This is a genomic window from Caryophanon latum, assembly GCF_001700325.1.
In the GTDB taxonomy this organism is placed as follows: domain Bacteria; phylum Bacillota; class Bacilli; order Bacillales_A; family Planococcaceae; genus Caryophanon; species Caryophanon latum.
The window spans coordinates 78,656-97,467 of record NZ_MATO01000001.1; the positions used below are offsets into that span (position 1 = coordinate 78,656).

The following is an 18,812-nucleotide window of genomic DNA, read 5'->3' on the forward strand; positions in this document are numbered from 1 at the left end:
ATTACACAGCTTTACTTAACGCACGCAATGAGTTACTTAATTCACTTAACTCGTTCGTCGCTTGAACAATTTGTTTTATCCACTGCGTTTCTCCTTCCAGCGTTTGCACAATTTCCTCCGTCGTTTGTGCATTGCTCGATGAAATTTGTACGAGTGTTTCAAGCTGCTGCTCAGATTGCTTAAAGACGAGCGTCGTTTCACCTAAATACTGAGCGTTCGCTTTTAGCTCCGTATTGGCGTGCTGAGCACTTTGTACAACTTGCTGCACGAGTAAGACGATTTCCCTCAATTGACGTTCCCCGTTTTCAATAGCGCGCTTGCCTTCATGCGACTGCATTTGGGCAATGTGCGCTTCTTCTTTTAATACGTATGTCACGTCATGAATGTGCTGCGTAATTTTTGAGCTTTCATCCGCAAGCTTGCGTACTTCCTCTGCGACAACCGCAAACCCTTTACCGTATTCGCCAGCACGTGCCGATTCAATTGAAGCATTGAGTGCGAGTAAATTCGTTTGGTCCGCAATTGCTTGAATACCTTGAAGCAATGTATTTACTTCATTTAAGCGCGCCGCTAACGCATCAACAGTCGTTGTCGTCGTCACCATCGTATCGCTTAACGTATCCATATAGCTCGACACTTCCTGCACGTGGTTTGACGTATGCTGTAGCGTATTTACCATCGATACCGATTGTTCCGATAAATTTTCGGTCATGCGCTTTGAATGCTCCATTTTTTCAGAGGATTGATGCATCATCATATGAATGTCTGCCATCATTGTTGATTCCTCTTCAATTTGCTGAGCAATGCGCGCCGTGTTGCCAAAAACTTCTTCACTACCTTGTTGCAACGTATGAATATGCTCATTTACTATTTTCGTTTCATTATGCAATACGTCTGCACTGTCTGCTAATTCACGCATCGTCGCCTCAAGCTGTTGTACGAGCTGCTCAGACGCTTGCTTTTGCTCGTTCGCCTCTTCAATGAGTCGACTTCCCCAACTCGTTACAAAATATAAGCCGATGATCACACCGATATAAATCGCAACGAGCGTTAAAAACATCGCCAGCCGTTTCGGTCCACCTAAAAATGCCTCTGGAACGAGCGCATATACTATACAAATTGTCGCGATTAACACACCGCTATACACCGCGAGTAATTTCTTTTGAAAATATAACGCCGCCATTACAATTGTGAAGATGAGTACATAATGCTTGTTTAACGCGAAACCATCTAAAAAGAAAAACGCACTCATGACAAGCAACGGAATAAACGGGAAAATGAATGCTTTTATTAAATCGCTGTAGCGCATGAAATAATTAATTGTCGCAACGATGATTACAAGCACTGCCGCCACTATAAATGTAAACGCTTTCTCCACTCCTAACTCAATGACTAACGGTGCAATAAACAGCACAACGATTGCATAAATCATCAATACATTTAACTGATGCGCTCGTTTTATATGTTGAATTTTTAACTCCATTGTTTAATCTCTCCTCATACAAACACTGTTTCATTTAAAAATAACGCAAACATAAGAAAAAAGAATCACCATTTGTACTCATAATTAAAAATACAAAAGACTAATTTTTCGTGAAATTGATTTGATTATACATCAAACTGCCTAAAAATAGTATCATTTACTATTAACATTTTATATACAACTTTAAAAACAATGGATTTTATAGGCAAAAAGACAACACTTTACAAACTTTATTTTCACAAAAAAATGCGAGGAATACGTGTAAGTGGCGTACATGCCCCTTCTTCGTTTTCCTCGCATATGAGTGATTAACGGTTATGCGTATCTAATACGATCGTTACTGGTCCATCGTTAATGAGCTGCACGTCCATCATCGCACCAAAAATACCAGTTTCAACGACAAGCCCGTACTCATTGCGCAATACGTCATTAAACGTCTCCCACATTGGCTTGGCGATACTTGGGTGCGCCGCCTTCGTAAAGCTTGGGCGACGACCTTTTTTCGTTTCCGCATATAATGTAAATTGCGATACCGATAAAATCGCACCCCCAACATCGTGAATGCTTAAATTCATTTTGCCCTCTGCATCTTCGAACAAGCGCATTTCTGCAATTTTTCGTGCTGCGTATGCAATATCGTCTGCTGTATCTTCCGCTGTAATGCCGACAAGCAGCACATATCCTTTATCAATTGCGCCAGTCACCTGTCCATCTACTGTAACAGATGCTTCGCGACTTCTTTGTAATACGACTTTCATGTAAAAACCCTACCTTTTAATTAATGACGCGCTGCACGGAATAAATGTCTGGCAGCTGTTTAATGCGCTCTACAACTTTGTGTAAATGCGTAATGTTTGAAATGCCAATCGTTAAATGAATCGTCGCCATTTTTTCACGGTCTGAGCGTCCATTTACCGCATTGATGTTCGTTTTCGTCTCGCTCACACATTGCATCACTTCGTTTAAAATACCCGGGCGATCAAACGCCGAAATTTCGATATCGACAGGGTACTCTTTGCGATTTGGCGCTAAGTTCGACTCCCACTGCACATCAATAATACGCTCCTCGTCACCTTCTACATGCACATTCGGACAGTCGTCACGGTGAACAGAAACGCCGCGCCCTTTCGTAATGAAACCGACAATTTCATCACCCGGCACCGGTGTACAGCAACGTGATAAACGAATGAGTAAGTTTTCAATGCCCGGCACAACGACACCTGTTTCGGTACGCTTTTGCTGCTGCGGGTTTTTCATTTCTTTTTGAATCTTTTCAAGCGCCTCTTCTTGCTCGCGCTCTTTTCGCTGCTTTTCAGCTAAACGGTTAATAACTTGCTGTGCCGTAATACCACCAACGCCAACTGCTGCATATAAATCGTCCTCGTTCGTATAATTGAACTTCTCATATACACGCTTCATGTTTTCGCTTGTGAAAATTTCCTTTGCATTCCATTCTTGAGATTTTAGCTCCTGCTGTACCATCTCTTTACCTTTTTCGATATTTTCATCGCGTAAATGGCGCTTAAAGAATGCTTTAATTTTATTTTTCGCCTGTGACGACTGCGCAATTTTTAACCAGTCCCGGCTCGGTCCAAACGACTGCTTCGACGTTAAAATTTCTAAAATGTCCCCTGTATGCAGCTCTGTATCAAGTGGCACCATTTTACCGTTTACTTTTGCGCCAATTGTGCGATTACCGATTTCAGAATGTACGCGGTACGCAAAGTCAATCGGTACGGAGCCAGCTGGTAGCTCGATCACGTCACCTTTTGGCGTAAATACGTATACCATATCGGAAAATAAATCGAATTTCAGCGATTCCATAAACTCCTTAGCGTTTGTTGAATCTTGCTGGAATTCTAAAATTTCACGGAACCACGTTAGCTTTTGGTCAATTGTTTCTCGGTGCGTATCGACGCTGCGACCTTCTTTATATGCCCAATGTGCTGCAACCCCGTACTCTGCAAACTTATGCATTTCCTTCGTACGAATTTGCACTTCAAGCGGATCACCATATGGACCAATTACTGTCGTATGAAGCGATTGATATAAGTTCTGCTTCGGCATCGCGATGTAATCTTTAAATCGTCCTGGCATCGGCTTCCAAAGCGTATGGATAATGCCTAGCACGGCGTAACAGTCTTTAATGCTATCGACTAATACGCGCACCGCAAGTAAATCGTAAATTTCGTTAAACTGCTTATCTTGTAAATGCATTTTGCGATATACGCTATAAATATGCTTCGGACGACCGTAAATGTCCGCTTCGATTTCAACTTCATGCAGCTGTGATGTTACTTCATCTACAATATTATCTAAATACGCTTCACGCTCAGCACGTTTTTTCTTCATCAAGCTCACGACGCGGTAATATTGCTGCGGATCTAAATAACGCAGTGCGGTATCCTCAAGCTCCCACTTCACTTTAGAAATTCCTAAACGGTGTGCAAGTGGTGCGAAAATTTCAATCGTTTCCTTTGAGATACGTCGCTGTTTTTCTGTTGGCAAATGCTTTAATGTACGCATGTTGTGTAGGCGGTCTGCAAGCTTAATTAAAATGACGCGAATATCCTGCGCCATCGCAACGACCATTTTACGATGGTTTTCAGCTTGCTGTGCCTCTTTTGACATATATTTAATTTTTTCTAGCTTCGTTACGCCGTCTACAAGCAGCGCAACATCTTCATTAAATTGTTCGACAATGTCCTCACGCGTTACGTCCGTATCTTCTACAACATCGTGTAAAAAACCAGCCGCCACCGTTTCAGGATCCATTTGTAATTCCGCTAAAATACCCGCCACTTGGACTGGGTGAATAATATAAGGTTCCCCGGAGCTTCGGAACTGCTCGATATGTGCTTCACGTGCGACGTCATATGCTCGTTTTACGAATGCGACGTTCTTTTCGTTCATGTACGTTTCGACCATGCCAAAAACTTCTTCAGGGGTCATAATGTGCTCTTTTGCCATACGTTGCCCACCTTGTTCATCATATATTTCGAATCATTGTATATATTATTATAAAAAAAGAATTGCGCTTTGCAAACGTGTCACTTTATAATCATTCTAATTTTCGAGTTATTGTTCATTGTAGCATACTCAGCAGTACAAATGCCTTATGTTTAATGAAAACATTGTGAATGTGTGTATTTTTTAGTTCATCACCGTAAGCTATGGTTGACGCATGAGGTGGACTCCAGCGGGAAAAGCGCGAGCCTCGAGATCCCACAGTCGTGAGGCACGAACGACGAGTAGACTCAAGCCACGCTCCAAGAACGCGAGCCGCATAGCGCGGAAAACTTGCCTCACAGTGACGAACAATAGACAAACAAAAAGACCGCCCGATAATTTCTCGAACAGTCTTCTGTACTACTAATATTGAATTAACGTTTTAATATCAACGTTTTTAATTTTATCGCGACCGTTTAAATCAACAAGCTCGATGATGAATGCAGCGCCGACTACTTCGCCACCTAGCTGCTCGATTAAACGTACCGTTGCTTCTACTGTGCCGCCTGTTGCTAATAAGTCGTCACAAATTAACACTTTTTGACCTGGCTTGATCGCATCTTTATGCATCGTTAACGTATCTGTGCCGTATTCTAAGCCGTAATCCGCTGAAATGACTTCACGTGGTAATTTCCCTGGTTTACGCACTGGTGCGAAACCAATTTCTAATGCGTAAGCAACTGGGCAGCCGATAATAAAGCCGCGCGCCTCTGGACCAACGATAATTTCTGCGCCGCGCTCTTTTGCGTATGCGACAATTTCGTCTGTTGCATATTTGTACGCTGGGCCGTTATCCATAATTGTTGTAATATCTTTGAAGCTAATGCCCTCTTTCGGCCAGTTTTCGACAGTTGTTACGTATTGCTTTAAATCCATTGTTGTTCCTCCTCAAGAACGGTGAGAATGCATATGCATCCATTTTGTTTACATATTTTCTACTGCATTGTAGCCGTTAGCCAATCTTTTAATTCGGCATACGGAGCATATAGCAATAGCTGCTCTAATTCCATACGTGCTTGACGCTCTTTGTACGCTGGTGCATCTGTAAGCGCCGACTTTTGCGTCGTTGGCTCTACAGAGATCAGACCTTTGTCTATTCTAACAAATTTCAGCTCAAAAAACACCTTTGTCATAAACTTTAATATTTCTTGTGGCACGCCAAATTGCGTTGAAATTTTCGGGAAATGCTCACGCCAGTTAAGCTGCGGGTTTTGCTTTAACAGCTTGAAAAACCATGCAAACTGCTCTCGCGACGGCATTCCATTAAAATATTGTGAGTCTTGTACGAAAAAGTGAGCGTAAATACGCGACGGTTTTTTCGTCGATAATAGCGCCTGCAATATTTGAACATTTTGTGGCAAGTCTAAAAGGACGATGTAGCCGTTTGTCAAAATATTATCATATTGCTCTGCAACAACGTAAATAGGTTGCTCAACAATCGATGCATAATAACGTACCGTTTCTTCTGAAAAGGCGACGAACTGCACGTCCGCTACTGGCACTTGCTGCAGCCAACGCGACGGCTGACGAATGCCGCGAATGTCAAACAGCTGCCACTCTGTCGTTTGTACATCTTCCACTTTAAACTGCGGCTTTTTGCGCCCTTGCCATTCGTTGATCGACACGTCGCCAACGAACGAAACGCTGACACCTTGCGTTAGCTCGTCCGCTAAATGCCCGTTGTTAAAGCTTACTGCCTCGATCGACTGTACGCCGTCTGTAATTTCAAGCTTTAAATGATTTTGCGTCGCACCGATTTTTTTCATCGACGCAATTTGCATGTTTTCAAGCGCATAAATTGGCTTCGCAAAATGCATGCCAAACGGTCCGAGCTTTGCGATGTCCTCAATCGCTTCCACCGTAATTTCTTCCAATGTTAGCGGAATGTCAACGCGCAGTTTTTGCTGTAGCTGCTCATCGGTTAAGCAGTCGACCGCCTGCATATGCAAACGACGGCGCAGCTCCTCGACGTTTTCTTTTGGCAGCGTCATTCCTGCTGCCATCGGATGTCCACCAAAATGCGGCACAATATCGCGATTTTTCGCAAGCTCATTGTATAAATGATACCCTTCAATGCTGCGCGCCGAGCCTTTTGCTGTTCCTTTTTCCTCGTCGATACATAGCACAATCGTCGGTTTATAATATTCCTCGACTAAACGTGATGCAACGATGCCGACAACACCTGGGTTCCAGTTCGGGGCAGCGACGACGAGCACTAAGCTATTTCGTAGCGCCTCGTCGCCTTCAATCATCGCCACCGCTTCTTCGGTAATCGTTTGTACTAAATCTTTACGCTCGACGTTTGCATCGTTTAGCTTTTTCGCAAGCATTGCCGCCTGCGCAGCATCGTCGCTCATCAATAGCTCAACAGCTGGACGCGCCTCTCCTAAACGACCGACCGCATTAATGCGCGGACCGAATAAAAAGCCAATCGTATCTTCATCAATTTGCGATTTTTCCTGGCTCGATACGTCACAAAGCGCAGCGACCCACGGCTTATGCGATATGCGCAGCGCCTCTAATCCACGCTTCACGAAATAGCGATTCTCCCCTTCAAGCGGCACTAAATCCGCCACTGTGCCAACTGCTACGTATTCAAATAAATGCGCTGGCACTTCACCGTATAGTGCGTGCGCAAGCTTAAACGCGACACCGACACCTGCAAGCTCGCCAAACGGATAGCTATTTGCTGGTACGCGTGGATGTAAAATAACGTCCGCTTCTGGCAGTACGTCACCTGGCTCATGGTGGTCGGTAATAATAATGTCCATCCCTAAATCTTTCGCAAAGCGCACTTGATCGACCGCTGAAATGCCGTTATCGACTGTAATAATTAAGCGCACCCCTTCATCGTATGCTTCTTGAAACAAATCGATATGTGGACCGTAGCCGTGCTTAAAGCGGTTTGGAATTTTAAAGATGACGTCTGCCCCTAAATCGTATAGCACGCTTAACATCACGCTCGCACTCGTTACACCGTCCGCGTCGTAATCGGTATAGACGAGTATTTTCTCGCCTTCTTCTAACGCCTGCTCAATTCGAAATACAGCGTCGTCCATACCGTGTAATAAAAATGGATCGTGCATTGCGCTGTCGTCCATATGCAGCCACTCTTTCGCCGCTTCTACAGTCGTAAAGCCGCGTGCTGCTAAAATTTTTGCCGCCATTGTCGATAATCCGAGCCCGTTTTGAAGCGTAGCGACAACCGCTTCATCGAGTGTGTTAATTTTCCATTGTTTTTTTGATTGAATCATTTTCTCACTTCCTCATGCTTTATTATACTTGTTCTTCCGTTTACACGCACAAAAAGACGAACGAGCAACACATACTCGTTCGCCGTTTAACGCATCATTTTTCAAACAACGTCGGCTCATTACTCATGACGCGTTTTTCAAGCGTGCTATACTCTTCCGTGCGCTTTTTGTACTCAAGCTCCAGCTGCTCGATCTGTTTACGAAGCTGCTTATTTTCTCGCTGCAATGAAAAAATGCGCACGAGCGAAAAAGCAGCACTCGCAATTGCCCCGAACAACGCCGAACCTAAAATAACTAAAATGAGCGGCCAATCTGCTTGACCGAAAATGTAATCGACCGGCACGTCCTCAATGTTAACAGTCGCAAACGCCGCAATGACGATCGCAAAAAGAAGCCCTAAAATTAACGCCCATTGTACTTTCATTCGCCTCACCTCTCGTTATATATTCCCACGTGCGAACGTGTCATAAACGTAAAAAAACAGCAGAAGGAAAATCCCCTCTGCTGCTGTAACTTACACGACTGGCTCGTCTGAACCCCATTCGCGTTTTTCTTTCTTCTTCACCGAACCGCCCTTTTTATTCATTTCGCGCACTTTTAACGTGTACCAAATTTGAGCTGCAATACAAATTGATGAGTACATACCTGTTACTAAACCAATGAGTAATGCGATCGAGAAGTTTTGAATCGATGGTGCACCGAACATAATAAGTGCAACAACAACGACAATTACTGTTAACACAGTATTAATTGAACGTCCCATCGTTTGACGAAGCGATTTATTGACGACGAGCGCTAACTCTTCCTTCGTCTTAATTTCACCGACGCGGTCTACGTTTTCACGAATACGGTCAAACGTGACGATCGTATCATTAATCGAGTACCCGACAATTGTCAATACCGCGGCAACGAACGTTAAATCGACCTCTAAACGGAACATCGAGAACGCTACGACGATAAAGAATACGTCATGCAGTAATGAAACGATTGCCCCAAGACCCATGCGCCATTCAAAGCGAACCGCTACGTAAATGATGATACCAATTGCGGCAATTGATAATGACATAATCGCATTTTTTACAAGCTCACGACCGACTGTAGGCGATACGTTGCTAACGCTTGGCTCTGCGCCGTAATCTTCTGCAACTTGTGCTTTAAATGCGAGTGTATCCGCTTGAGAGAAGTCCTCTTTAAAGCGCACAACCGCCATTTTTTTGTCGTCACCTGAAATGACAACATCGTCTGATGGGTGACCAATTTCATCTAAATATTGCACGATTTCTTCCTTCGTTACTTGCTCTGCTGATAAAATTTCAACACGCGTACCACTTGAGAAATCAATGCCTAAATTTAGCTTGAAAATCCCGATAACAATCGCACCGGTAATTAAAATGATCGTCGATAACGTGTAAAACTTTTTACGGTTGCCAACGAAATCAATTTTGTCGAATTTCGTCGTTAAATCAAGCGTATCCACTTCATCTTCTGGTGCTGCTTGCTTCGATTTTGAAATGCCGTACCATGCTGAATTGTCGAAGTAACCACTTTTTACAAGTAAGCCGAGTAAAATACGAGAACCCCATACAGCAGTAACAAAGCTTAATAAAATCGAAATAATTAACGTCGTCGCAAACCCTTTTACTGAGCTTTGACCGAAGTAAAATAATACGCCGGCTGCAAGTAACGTCGTCAACTGTGCATCGACAATCGCTGTTAATGATTGCTTTGCACCGAGCTGGTACGCTTGTTTAATGTTGCGCCCTGCACGCAATTCCTCACGCACACGCTCTGCGGTTAAAATGTTCGCATCGACAGCCATCCCGATACCGAGTACGACTGCGGCAATACCTGGTAACGTCAGTACTGCGTTAATCCAGTCAAACACTAATAATACTAAATACGTAAATACCGTTAACGTAATGACCGCAACAAAGCCTGGTAAACGGTAGTACAGCAGCATAAACACGAAGATTGCAAGCACGCCGACAATTCCGGCAAATATTGTATCTTCTAACGCTTGCTCACCGAACTGTGCCCCAACCGACGTTGAGTAAATTTCTGTCAATGATACAGGTAATGCCCCTGCATCTAATACGCCGGCAATTTGCTTCGTTTCTTCAACTGTGAATGATCCTGAAATCATAACGTCTGTCGTTTGAAGTTTTTGAGTTACAGATGCGGCTGAAATGAATTTCGGATCCGGTTTGATCATTTCTGCAACGTATGAATCGACACCTTCTTCAAAGTCTAGCCAAATGACAAGTAAGTTCTCACCAGCAGGCTTAGTTGCAAGCTGCTCTGTAATTGCACCAAACTTATCGGCATCCTTTAACGTTAATGTAACGATTGGGCGGTTTTGCTCATCAAATGATGCAGCCGCGCCACCTTCTTTTAAATCTGAACCGTCAAGTAGCACTTCATCGTTTACGTTACGAATCGTTAAGTTCGCTGTGCTCGATAAAATTTCACGCGCAGAGTTTTGGTCTTCTACACCAGCGAGCTGCACACGAATGCGGTCGTCTCCTTCTACTTGAATGCTCGGTTCACTTACCCCGATTGCGTTAATACGATTGCCTAAAGCGGTTGTCGTATCGGCGAGCGTATCACCTGATGGCATTTCCCCATCTAATGTGCGCACCTCATACAGCACTTCAAAGCCACCTTGCAAGTCAAGTCCGAGCTTGATGTCATCAAGAATTCCTTGAATCGTCGTACTCATTGACCCTGCAAGCACCGCTACGATCAAAATGAACGCAATAATACGGCTTCTTAATTTCATGTAAAATCCTCCTCAATTTATACGAAACAACAGTTATGATGACGAGATGAACGTATTTGTCTGACTCCATAACTACTGATTCATATACGAAAGGTCTATCAAATTTGATATCCTTACACTCGCTAACAATTTTAACTATTAGCGAAAAAGCGCAATAAGCTTATTATGAAACACGTTATCGTTTGTGTCAAACAACGATACTATTACAGTTTCGTGAAGAAATATTACACTTTTTTCTCACGTATAAAGGCGACCTTTTCTTTCATTTCATTGTACGTTTTTTCACATAAAACATGCAAAACATCCCTCCCTTTCATATAAAATAGCTAAATTGTCGTTTTCGTTCGCTACATTGACGCACAAATTAGCGATTTTCTTCAATTTTTTCAAAAAATCATGTGTAAAAATGAGCTATTTTTGGCGAATATCGCTTATACTAAAGAGGTGAGTTTTTGGAAAGGGGGATTTATCGACTATGGAAACATTAATCAGCTTATTACCGATTATTATTATGTTTATCGCAATGTGGTTCATCTTAATTCGACCAGCACAAAAGCGTCAAAAGCAAACGCTTGAAATGCAAAATGCGTTACAACGTGGTGATCGTGTTGTAACAGTTGGTGGTCTACATGCAACAATTGAGGCTGTAGATGATACAACAGTTATTTTAAACATTGCAGACGGTGTGAACGTACGCTTCGAAAAAGGTGCAATCGGCCGTGTGGATAAATAATTAATAAAAAAAACGTTCAATCCGTCAATGGGTTGAACGTTTTTTAGTTTCATCTCTTTTTTATAATCTATTGGCGGTTGGGAATGTATTTTAGTATTTTGTTAGTCGGCTCTCCACATCGAGGCAGGCTTTCCGCGGGCGTGGCTCGAGCCTTTCGTGTCGCGCTCACGCTTTTCCCGCTAGAGTCCGCCTCTTGTTCCGAGCCTCGTTCGCATTATACATTTTAATCACTTTTTATCAGGTCTGTTGATTAGCCACTTTTATACAGCTGAATTGGTTGTTTTCAGCAGCAAAACTGACATGAATGCAGCATTGTAGTGGCATGGAGCGTGCGGCGAGACTCCTTAGGGAACAACTCGTGTCTCAAGACCCCGTAAGCCGCGACGCAGGAGCGGTGCGGAGGCTTGAGGAAGGCGATTAGCGCCACGTCCATGTGGCATCGCCTTCATGACCAACATCGTGTTCGCCGCCGAGCCCCAGGAATTTATCTGCGACGAGTAACCGCAGGAGCACATGTTTTTCTGTCTCGAGTAATCGCAGAGACAAAGCGAGCCGCAATACGCGAAATGCCAATTGAATCGCTAATCAACACGCTTGACTTTTTATATAACCCGTACAACAAAAAAGACTGCGCGAACAATGTCGCACAGCCTCGTATTCATTGATTAGAAGTTTTTCGGGTTTGGCACGTTATAGCCGTACTTCTCAAAGAACTCTTCCTTGAAATCGCCTAAGCGGTCTTCACGAATCGCTTGACGCACTTGCTCCATTAAGTTAATTAAGAAGCGTAAGTTATGGAAGCTCGTTAAGCGTAAGCCGAACGTCTCCTCCGTACGCATTAAATGACGCACGTACGCACGAGAGTAGTTTTTACATGTGTAGCAATCGCAGTTTTCATCGATTGGGCGGAAGTCGCGTGCAAACTTCGCATTTTTAATAACCATGCGTCCTTCTGAAGTCATCAGCGTACCGTTACGTGCAATACGTGTTGGCAATACGCAGTCAAACATATCAATGCCGCGAATTGCACCGTCAATGAGTGAGTCTGGTGAACCGACACCCATTAAGTAGCGAGGCTTGTCAGCTGGCATAAGCGGTGCTGTAAAGTCTAACACTTTGTTCATAATATCTTTTGGCTCACCTACTGATAAACCGCCGATTGCATATCCTGGGAAATCAAGCTCGACTAACGCCTCTGCAGACTTGCGACGTAGCTCCTCGAACTCGCCACCTTGAATGATGCCGAATAATCCTTGCTCGTCTGGACGTTTATGCGCTTCTTTACAACGTTTTGCCCAGCGCGTCGTACGGTCAACGGATGCTTCCATATATTCGTACGTTGCAGGGAATGGTGGACATTCATCAAACGCCATCATAATGTCAGAGCCTAAATCGTTTTGGATTTCCATCGCTTTTTCTGGAGAAAGGAATAGTTTATCGCCGTTTAAATGGTTACGGAAATGTACGCCTTCTTCTTCGATTTTGCGGAACTTCGATAGTGAGAACACTTGGAAGCCGCCTGAGTCCGTTAAAATTGGACGATCCCAGTTCATAAACTTATGCAGTCCGCCCGCTTCCTTCACGATGTCGTTACCAGGGCGTAACCATAAGTGGTACGTGTTTGATAAAATGATGCCTGCGTTCATTTCCTTTAATTCTTCCGGGCTCATCGCCTTAACCGTTGCTTGTGTTCCAACCGGCATAAATGTCGGCGTTTCGAACGAGCCGTGTGGTGTATGGACGATGCCAAGACGCGCTCCTGTTTGTGCGCATGTTTTAATTAATTCATAACGAATTGGTAGTTGTGTCATTGAAATTCTCTCCTAAAACTAAAGTAAAAACAGTACTTCGTTTTGTTATAGATGCTCTAGCGCTCGCTGTTTTGCCGAAGCGGCTAGCGACACCTGATTAATTTTAGAATTGGCTTTTCGCGCCAGCTCGCGTTCTTGGGGCTCGCTGCGCGTTTAGCCAATTCCCTCTTACATTCATATCGATTGCACAAGTTTATCATTTACGCATCACCTATATAAAGGATGTGTAAAACATATAGTTAAGCGCATAAAGAAAGGGCTCGAAACAAGAGGCGGACTCCAGCGGGAAAAGCGTGAGACTTGAGACCCCGCAACCGCTCGCGGTGAGGAGGCTCAAGCCACGCCCGCGGAAAGCCTGCCTCGACGTGAAGAGACCTTTTTGCTTCATTAGCCAACGATTATGATAGCAATAAAGCTCTATTATCGCACAGGTCGAATAAACATTGCATCCCCGAAGCTAAAGAATCGGTATTTTTCTTCAACTGCTTGTGCGTACGCATCTAAAATAAGCTCGCGGTTTGCAAGTGACGATACGAGCATCACAAGCGTTGACTTCGGTAAATGGAAGTTCGTTAGTAAGCCGTCGACACATTTCCACTCGTAGCCTGGGTAAATGAAAATCGCTGTCCAACCTTGCTCAGCAACGATTTTTCCGTCGTGACGGCTTGCGACTGTTTCAAGCGTGCGCGTTGACGTCGTACCTACTGAAATGACTTTGCCGCCACGTGCTTTCGTTTCGTTAATGATGTTTGCCGTTTCCTCGCTCACCGAATAAAATTCCGAGTGCATGTCGTGGCTATCGATATCTTCAACGCTTACTGGGCGGAATGTGCCAAGCCCAACGTGAAGCGTCACGAATGCGATGCTCACACCTTTTGCGCGCACGGCATCTAAAATTTCTTCTGTGAAGTGTAGCCCTGCAGTTGGCGCTGCTGCTGAACCGCGTTCTTTAGCAAATACCGTTTGATAACGGTCTTGGTCGTCTAGCTTTTCACGAATGTACGGTGGTAGCGGCATTTCACCTAATTGATCTAAAATTTCATAAAAAATGCCGTCATACATAAATTTAAAAATGCGTCCGCCGTGGTCAAGCTCGCCGATGCACTCTGCTTGTAATAAGCCGTCACCAAACGATACGACTGTGCCGATTTTCACGCGCTTTGCCGGCTTCGCAAGCGTTTCCCACACGTCTTGTTCGTTTTGTTTTAATAGTAATAACTCAATGTTCGCACCAGTTGGCTGTTTCGTGCCCATTAAACGTGCTGGTAATACGCGCGTGTCGTTTAACACGAGACAGTCACCTTGCTGTAATTCCTCTAAAATGTGCGGGAACTGTTCGTGTGCTACGCTGTTTGTCGTTTTGTCCACGACCATTAAGCGGCTCGCAGTACGATCAAGTAATGGCGTTTGCGCAATAAGCTCCTCTGGTAAGTGAAAATCAAAATCTTCTACTTTCATGCTTCAAAACTTCCTTCTATATTATGATTACGGCTGTTCGTAGCCAAAATGGTCATATGCTAAATGCGTCGCCATGCGTCCGCGTGGTGTGCGCTGTAAAAAGCCAATTTGCATTAAATACGGCTCATATACGTCCTCAATCGTCATCGATTCCTCACCGATTGATGCTGCGAGCGTATCGACACCAGCAGGACCTCCATTAAAGCGCTCGATTAAGCATTGCATTAATTTATGGTCAATATGGTCTAAGCCAAGTGGATCGACTTGCAATAGCTCGAGTGCTTGATTCGCCAGCGCATGTGTAATGGCCCCATCACTTAACACTTGTGCATAATCACGCACGCGCTTTAATAAACGATTTGCAATACGCGGTGTACCACGAGAGCGGCGCGCAAGCTCACCTGCTGCCTCCGCATCAATTGTGACGTCAAATAATGTCGCACTGCGGCTCACAATTTCTGCTAAGCTCTCATCATCGTAATATTCAAGACGTAGCAGCACACCGAAACGATCACGTAGCGGCGCCGATAACGCACCTGCTCGCGTCGTCGCACCGACAAGCGTAAACGGTGGCAAATCAAGTCGCACTGTTCGCGCCTCTGGACCTTTGCCGACGACGATGTCTAAACAAAAATCTTCCATCGCTGAATAGAGCACTTCTTCAATCGCGCGTGGCAAACGGTGAATTTCATCAATAAACAACACGTCTCCTGGCTCGAGTGCACTTAAAATGGCCGCTAAGTCACCCGGACGCTCAATGGCTGGTCCACTCGTCATACGCACGCCGACGTTCATTTCGTTTGCGATGACGTATGCAAGCGTCGTCTTCCCTAGCCCTGGTGGACCGTATAGTAGCACATGGTCTAAGCTTTCCTCACGCATTTTTGCCGCGTCGATAAAAATGCGCAAGTTGTCCTTTACTTTATGCTGCCCGATGTACTGCGCTAAACGCTGTGGACGTAACGACAGCTCAAATTGCTCATCAAAGCTCGATACCTCGCTCGACACTGTTCGATCTGACATTCGCAAATCCTCCTACCTTTATACTTCATTCTAGTCACAATAGGCATAGCTGGCAGCGACGCGGCGAGACTCCTTGGGGAATAGCATGAGCTTGAGACTACAGGCTCAAGCCATGCCCCAGGAAAGCGAGCCGCATGACGCGAACAGCTAAACGAATCGATTACTTCAACTTCAACAACAGCTTCAACGCTTCTTTCATATACGCATCGGTCGTTGCAAGCTCGGCTTCCTCAAGCTTCGGCTGCACTTTCGCAAGCTCGCGGTCAGAGTAGCCGAGTGCTGCAAGTGCAAGCAACGCCTCCTCTAACTCATGCGCAAATGGGTTGACGCCAAATAACGGCAGCTCATCGTCTGCACTCGGCAACGTAAATTGCTCCATTAGCGAACCGAGCTTGCCTTTTAAGTCTAAAATCATTTGACGCGCTGTCTTTTTGCCGACACCTGGGAACTGCACTAAAAATGCTTCGTCCTCTAGTTCAATCGCTTGAATAACGTGGCTCGGCTCACCTGTCGCTAAAATGGCAAGCGCACCTTTTGGACCGATACCTGACACTTGAATGAGTTTACGGAATAAATCCCGCTGATGCAAGCTCGTAAAACCAAATAACGTCTGTGCATCTTCACGCACGCTTAAATGCACAAATACTTGAATGGGTTGCTCTTTTTGAAAGGCATACGGGTTTGGCGTAAATAACTGCCACCCAATTTGTCCTTGCTCTAACACTATATATTCTGGCGTAATACGTGTTACGCTACCAATGAAATAATCGTACATACTTTCGCCCCTTCTTTATCGTTTTTGATTATAGCATAATTGTAGTCGATTTGCTTTTACGTCGCACGAAAACTACAAAATCCGTTGCGTTTCGTGCTACAATACGTGTAATGATTTTTTCATGCTGGAGGGCTTTTTTATGAAGAAAATTTTAGGTGAACAGCGTCGCATCATGCTACTTGCACATTTAAAAGCAGCATCTACCCCGATTACCGGTACAGCACTTGCAAAGCTTGCGAACGTGTCGCGCCAAGTCGTCGTGAACGATATGACGCTACTTAAAGCGCGCAATGAGCCGATTTTGGCGACGAGCCAAGGCTACGTCTATTTACAAACAGAGCCAGCCGACAATTTATTTGAGCGCACAATTGCTTGTCATCATACACAAGAACAAACAGAAGAAGAGCTGCTCACAATTGTCGATTACGGTGTCACAGTCCAAAACGTTACGGTCGAGCACGGCGTTTACGGTGAAATTACGGCAAACATTCACGTTAGCAATCGCCATGACGTGCAACAATTTTTACAAAAGCTGCGCGATTCAAACGCGTCGTATTTATCGGCGTTAACGAACGGCACGCATTTACACGTGCTGCGCGCTCCGTCTGAAAGCGCATTAGAGCAAGCAATCGAAGCGCTGCGACAAAAAGGATTTTTAATTGAAGAATAATTGTAACAACCTTTTAGTTTGCGGCGTCTAATAAAGGACAACAACGACTAGGAGGTTTTTATAATGCGCACATTTTTTACAACAGCCGCCCTTGCAACAGCACTGCTTGCAAGCTGTAACACGACAAAGCCTGAATCAATTACTACAGCAAACGATACGACAGAAACGACAGCAATCGAAACGGAGGAGCAAACGATGCCAACATTTATTGCACAGCAAGGAACGATTACTTCATTGAACCAGACGGACGACGGTTTATTCGTTGAAGCGACATTGAACGACGAGCCGCTAACATTTTTATTGTTTGACGACACACCGATCGTCAATAACAAAGGCGAGGACGTGACGCTGCAAGAAGGTATGAACGTGCAAGGCTACGTATACGCAAACAGTCCGATGGTAATGATTTACCCACCTCGCTACACACCTGCGATCATCGTTGTCGAAACAGGCGACGTCGGCATGTATAGCGTCGCATCGTTTAATGACGATCATGTGAACGATACGAACATGCTCCAAGTGACGACGGACGAGCCGATGCCTGCTGGAAACTATGCGGTGTTTTATACAACGTCTACACGCAGCATCCCAGCACAAGCGACGCCACACCGCATCATCGCGTTACCTAACCGATTTGCTGAAGCAACAGAGTAAGCATAGCACGATAAAAAATGCTATACTAAGCACGATAATCACCAAATAGAAAGTGTGGTGCGAAACGTGCGTTTAACATTATATACGGACTACTCCTTGCGCGTGCTGCTATATTTAGGCGCGAAAAATAACATAGAGCTATCGACCATTCAAGAAATTGCCGATGCGTATACAATTTCGAAAAACCACTTAATGAAAGTGACGCATCAGCTCGGGCTTCTCGGGCTCATCGAAACAGTGCGCGGTCGCGGCGGTGGCATTCGTCTTGCAAAAGAGCCAAGCGACATTAACATCGGTGCAGTCGTTCGCCAAACAGAGGAGGACTTTCACATTGTAGAGTGCTTCGACGTTGAAAACAATTTATGTAAGCTGTCGTCACAATGCCGTTTAAAAGGGGTGCTATACGAGGCGCTTCAAGCTTATTTAGCCGTGCTTGACCGCTACACGCTTGCTGACTGCTTACACGAAAAAAAAGACCTTCTTGCGTTGCTACGACTGTAGCGCAAGAAGGTCTCTTTTATAATAAAAACTTTTGTCGCTCTGCCATCGTCGGCAATCGACATGTTTCGACAGTACCAAATAGCTGCAAGCGTCGTTTCGCAATCGCTTTATAGGCGACGTCACGCAGCGGCTTTGGCAACAAAACAGCACCACGCAGCAACGTGTACGGCAGTGGTAAATGCTTCGCTAGCTGTAAAACGGCATCGCTATATACGTATGCTCGCTCTTTTTCAATAACAACGACGCTATCGACCGAATCGGCAATGCCGTAACGCTTTTTGTACACATAGCCTGTTTCACCGTCAAGCGCCGCAAAATAAAAGCGATTGCGTACGTCGTGCTGTAATAAAAATTGTACAACCCCATCACATAATCCGCATTGTCCATCATACAACACAAGTATACTGTTATTTTTCAAGGCGCACCTGCTTTTCTCGCTCAAACTGTACCATGTCTGAATTTAACTGTAAGCGCAGTCTCTCGTTTTCTAAGCGAAATGTTTCTTGCTTTGCGATTTCTAACTTGTATTCCTCTTTTATTAACTTCTCACGTAGCTCTAACGTTTTCGTCTGCTGTTTCGCATGCGTTTTATATACTTCTGCCCCTGTCGTAATCGCTACAACGGCAATAATCATTATCCAAAACATGTCATCACCTCTTTA

At 44.6% G+C, this 18,812-nt stretch carries 17 protein-coding genes; 4 read left to right on the forward strand and 13 right to left on the reverse strand.

The features are described 5' to 3' along the window. Position 1: 1 nt before the first annotated feature. The 7 genes from A6K76_RS00375 to secDF all read right to left on the reverse strand — a co-directional run bounded on the left by A6K76_RS00375 (position 2) and on the right by secDF (position 10,525). Positions 2–1,483 carry a methyl-accepting chemotaxis protein gene (locus tag A6K76_RS00375; protein ID WP_066461007.1) on the reverse strand — a complete coding sequence of 494 codons (1,482 nt, stop codon included), beginning with the start codon at positions 1,481–1,483 and terminating at the stop codon, positions 2–4. Positions 1,484–1,791: 308 nt separating this feature from the next. After that, complete coding sequence (dtd, locus tag A6K76_RS00380; RefSeq protein ID WP_066461009.1) at positions 1,792–2,241, reverse strand: D-aminoacyl-tRNA deacylase; 450 nt, start codon at positions 2,239–2,241, stop codon at positions 1,792–1,794. Positions 2,242–2,257: 16 nt separating this feature from the next. Further along, a complete protein-coding gene (locus tag A6K76_RS00385) occupies positions 2,258–4,453 on the reverse strand; it encodes a RelA/SpoT family protein (protein WP_066461011.1) in 2,196 nt (731 codons plus the stop codon). Between the two features lie 402 nt (positions 4,454–4,855). Continuing rightward, a complete protein-coding gene (locus A6K76_RS00390) occupies positions 4,856–5,368 on the reverse strand; it encodes an adenine phosphoribosyltransferase (RefSeq protein ID WP_066461012.1) in 513 nt (170 codons plus the stop codon). 59 nt (positions 5,369–5,427) lie between these two features. After that, entirely contained in the window at positions 5,428–7,746 is a 2,319-nt protein-coding gene (gene recJ / locus A6K76_RS00395; RefSeq protein WP_066461015.1) for a single-stranded-DNA-specific exonuclease RecJ, read from the reverse strand. Positions 7,747–7,840: 94 nt separating this feature from the next. Next, positions 7,841–8,170: a LapA family protein gene (locus A6K76_RS00400; protein WP_066461019.1), complete on the reverse strand. Its 330-nt coding sequence runs from the start codon at positions 8,168–8,170 to the stop codon at positions 7,841–7,843. A 90-nt stretch (positions 8,171–8,260) separates the two neighbouring features. Beyond that, positions 8,261–10,525, reverse strand: a complete 2,265-nt coding sequence (secDF, locus tag A6K76_RS00405) for a protein translocase subunit SecDF (RefSeq protein ID WP_066461021.1) — start codon at positions 10,523–10,525, stop codon at positions 8,261–8,263. A 475-nt stretch (positions 10,526–11,000) separates the two neighbouring features. Between secDF and yajC the strand changes: the two genes are divergently transcribed. Next, a complete protein-coding gene (gene yajC, locus A6K76_RS00410; RefSeq protein ID WP_066461023.1) occupies positions 11,001–11,258 on the forward strand; it encodes a preprotein translocase subunit YajC in 258 nt (85 codons plus the stop codon). 665 nt (positions 11,259–11,923) lie between these two features. On the opposite strand, the gene tgt is transcribed toward yajC, so the two are convergent. From tgt to ruvA, 4 genes are all read right to left on the reverse strand, one after another. Beyond that, positions 11,924–13,069 carry a tRNA guanosine(34) transglycosylase Tgt gene (gene tgt / locus A6K76_RS00415; protein WP_066461024.1) on the reverse strand — a complete coding sequence of 382 codons (1,146 nt, stop codon included), beginning with the start codon at positions 13,067–13,069 and terminating at the stop codon, positions 11,924–11,926. A gap of 420 nt (positions 13,070–13,489) precedes the next feature. After that, a complete protein-coding gene (gene queA, locus A6K76_RS00420; RefSeq protein ID WP_066461025.1) occupies positions 13,490–14,527 on the reverse strand; it encodes a tRNA preQ1(34) S-adenosylmethionine ribosyltransferase-isomerase QueA in 1,038 nt (345 codons plus the stop codon). A 27-nt stretch (positions 14,528–14,554) separates the two neighbouring features. Continuing rightward, the gene (gene ruvB, locus A6K76_RS00425) at positions 14,555–15,550 is read right to left on the reverse strand and encodes a Holliday junction branch migration DNA helicase RuvB (protein WP_066461027.1); all 996 of its coding nucleotides are present in this window, start codon (positions 15,548–15,550) and stop codon (positions 14,555–14,557) included. A gap of 160 nt (positions 15,551–15,710) precedes the next feature. Then, positions 15,711–16,325: a Holliday junction branch migration protein RuvA gene (gene ruvA, locus A6K76_RS00430; RefSeq protein WP_066461029.1), complete on the reverse strand. Its 615-nt coding sequence runs from the start codon at positions 16,323–16,325 to the stop codon at positions 15,711–15,713. Between the two features lie 139 nt (positions 16,326–16,464). Between ruvA and A6K76_RS00435 the strand changes: the two genes are divergently transcribed. The 3 genes from A6K76_RS00435 (at position 16,465) to A6K76_RS00445 (ending at position 18,150) form a co-directional block, all read left to right on the forward strand. After that, on the forward strand, positions 16,465–16,995 hold the full coding sequence (locus A6K76_RS00435; protein ID WP_066461031.1) for a transcription repressor NadR: 531 nt from the start codon (positions 16,465–16,467) through the stop codon (positions 16,993–16,995). A 63-nt stretch (positions 16,996–17,058) separates the two neighbouring features. Further along, a complete protein-coding gene (locus A6K76_RS00440) occupies positions 17,059–17,649 on the forward strand; it encodes a hypothetical protein (RefSeq protein WP_066461033.1) in 591 nt (196 codons plus the stop codon). Positions 17,650–17,715: 66 nt separating this feature from the next. Then, positions 17,716–18,150, forward strand: coding sequence for an RrF2 family transcriptional regulator (locus A6K76_RS00445; protein ID WP_066461034.1), 435 nt, complete (start codon positions 17,716–17,718; stop codon positions 18,148–18,150). A gap of 16 nt (positions 18,151–18,166) precedes the next feature. Here the strand turns inward: A6K76_RS00445 and A6K76_RS00450 are convergent, their stop codons facing one another. Both A6K76_RS00450 and A6K76_RS00455 read right to left on the reverse strand, forming a co-directional pair. Further along, entirely contained in the window at positions 18,167–18,568 is a 402-nt protein-coding gene (locus A6K76_RS00450) for a thiol-disulfide oxidoreductase DCC family protein (protein ID WP_066461036.1), read from the reverse strand. After that, on the reverse strand, positions 18,558–18,797 hold the full coding sequence (locus tag A6K76_RS00455; RefSeq protein WP_066461038.1) for a hypothetical protein: 240 nt from the start codon (positions 18,795–18,797) through the stop codon (positions 18,558–18,560). The genes A6K76_RS00450 and A6K76_RS00455 overlap by 11 nt, the downstream gene beginning before the upstream one ends. Positions 18,798–18,812: the final 15 nt, after the last annotated feature.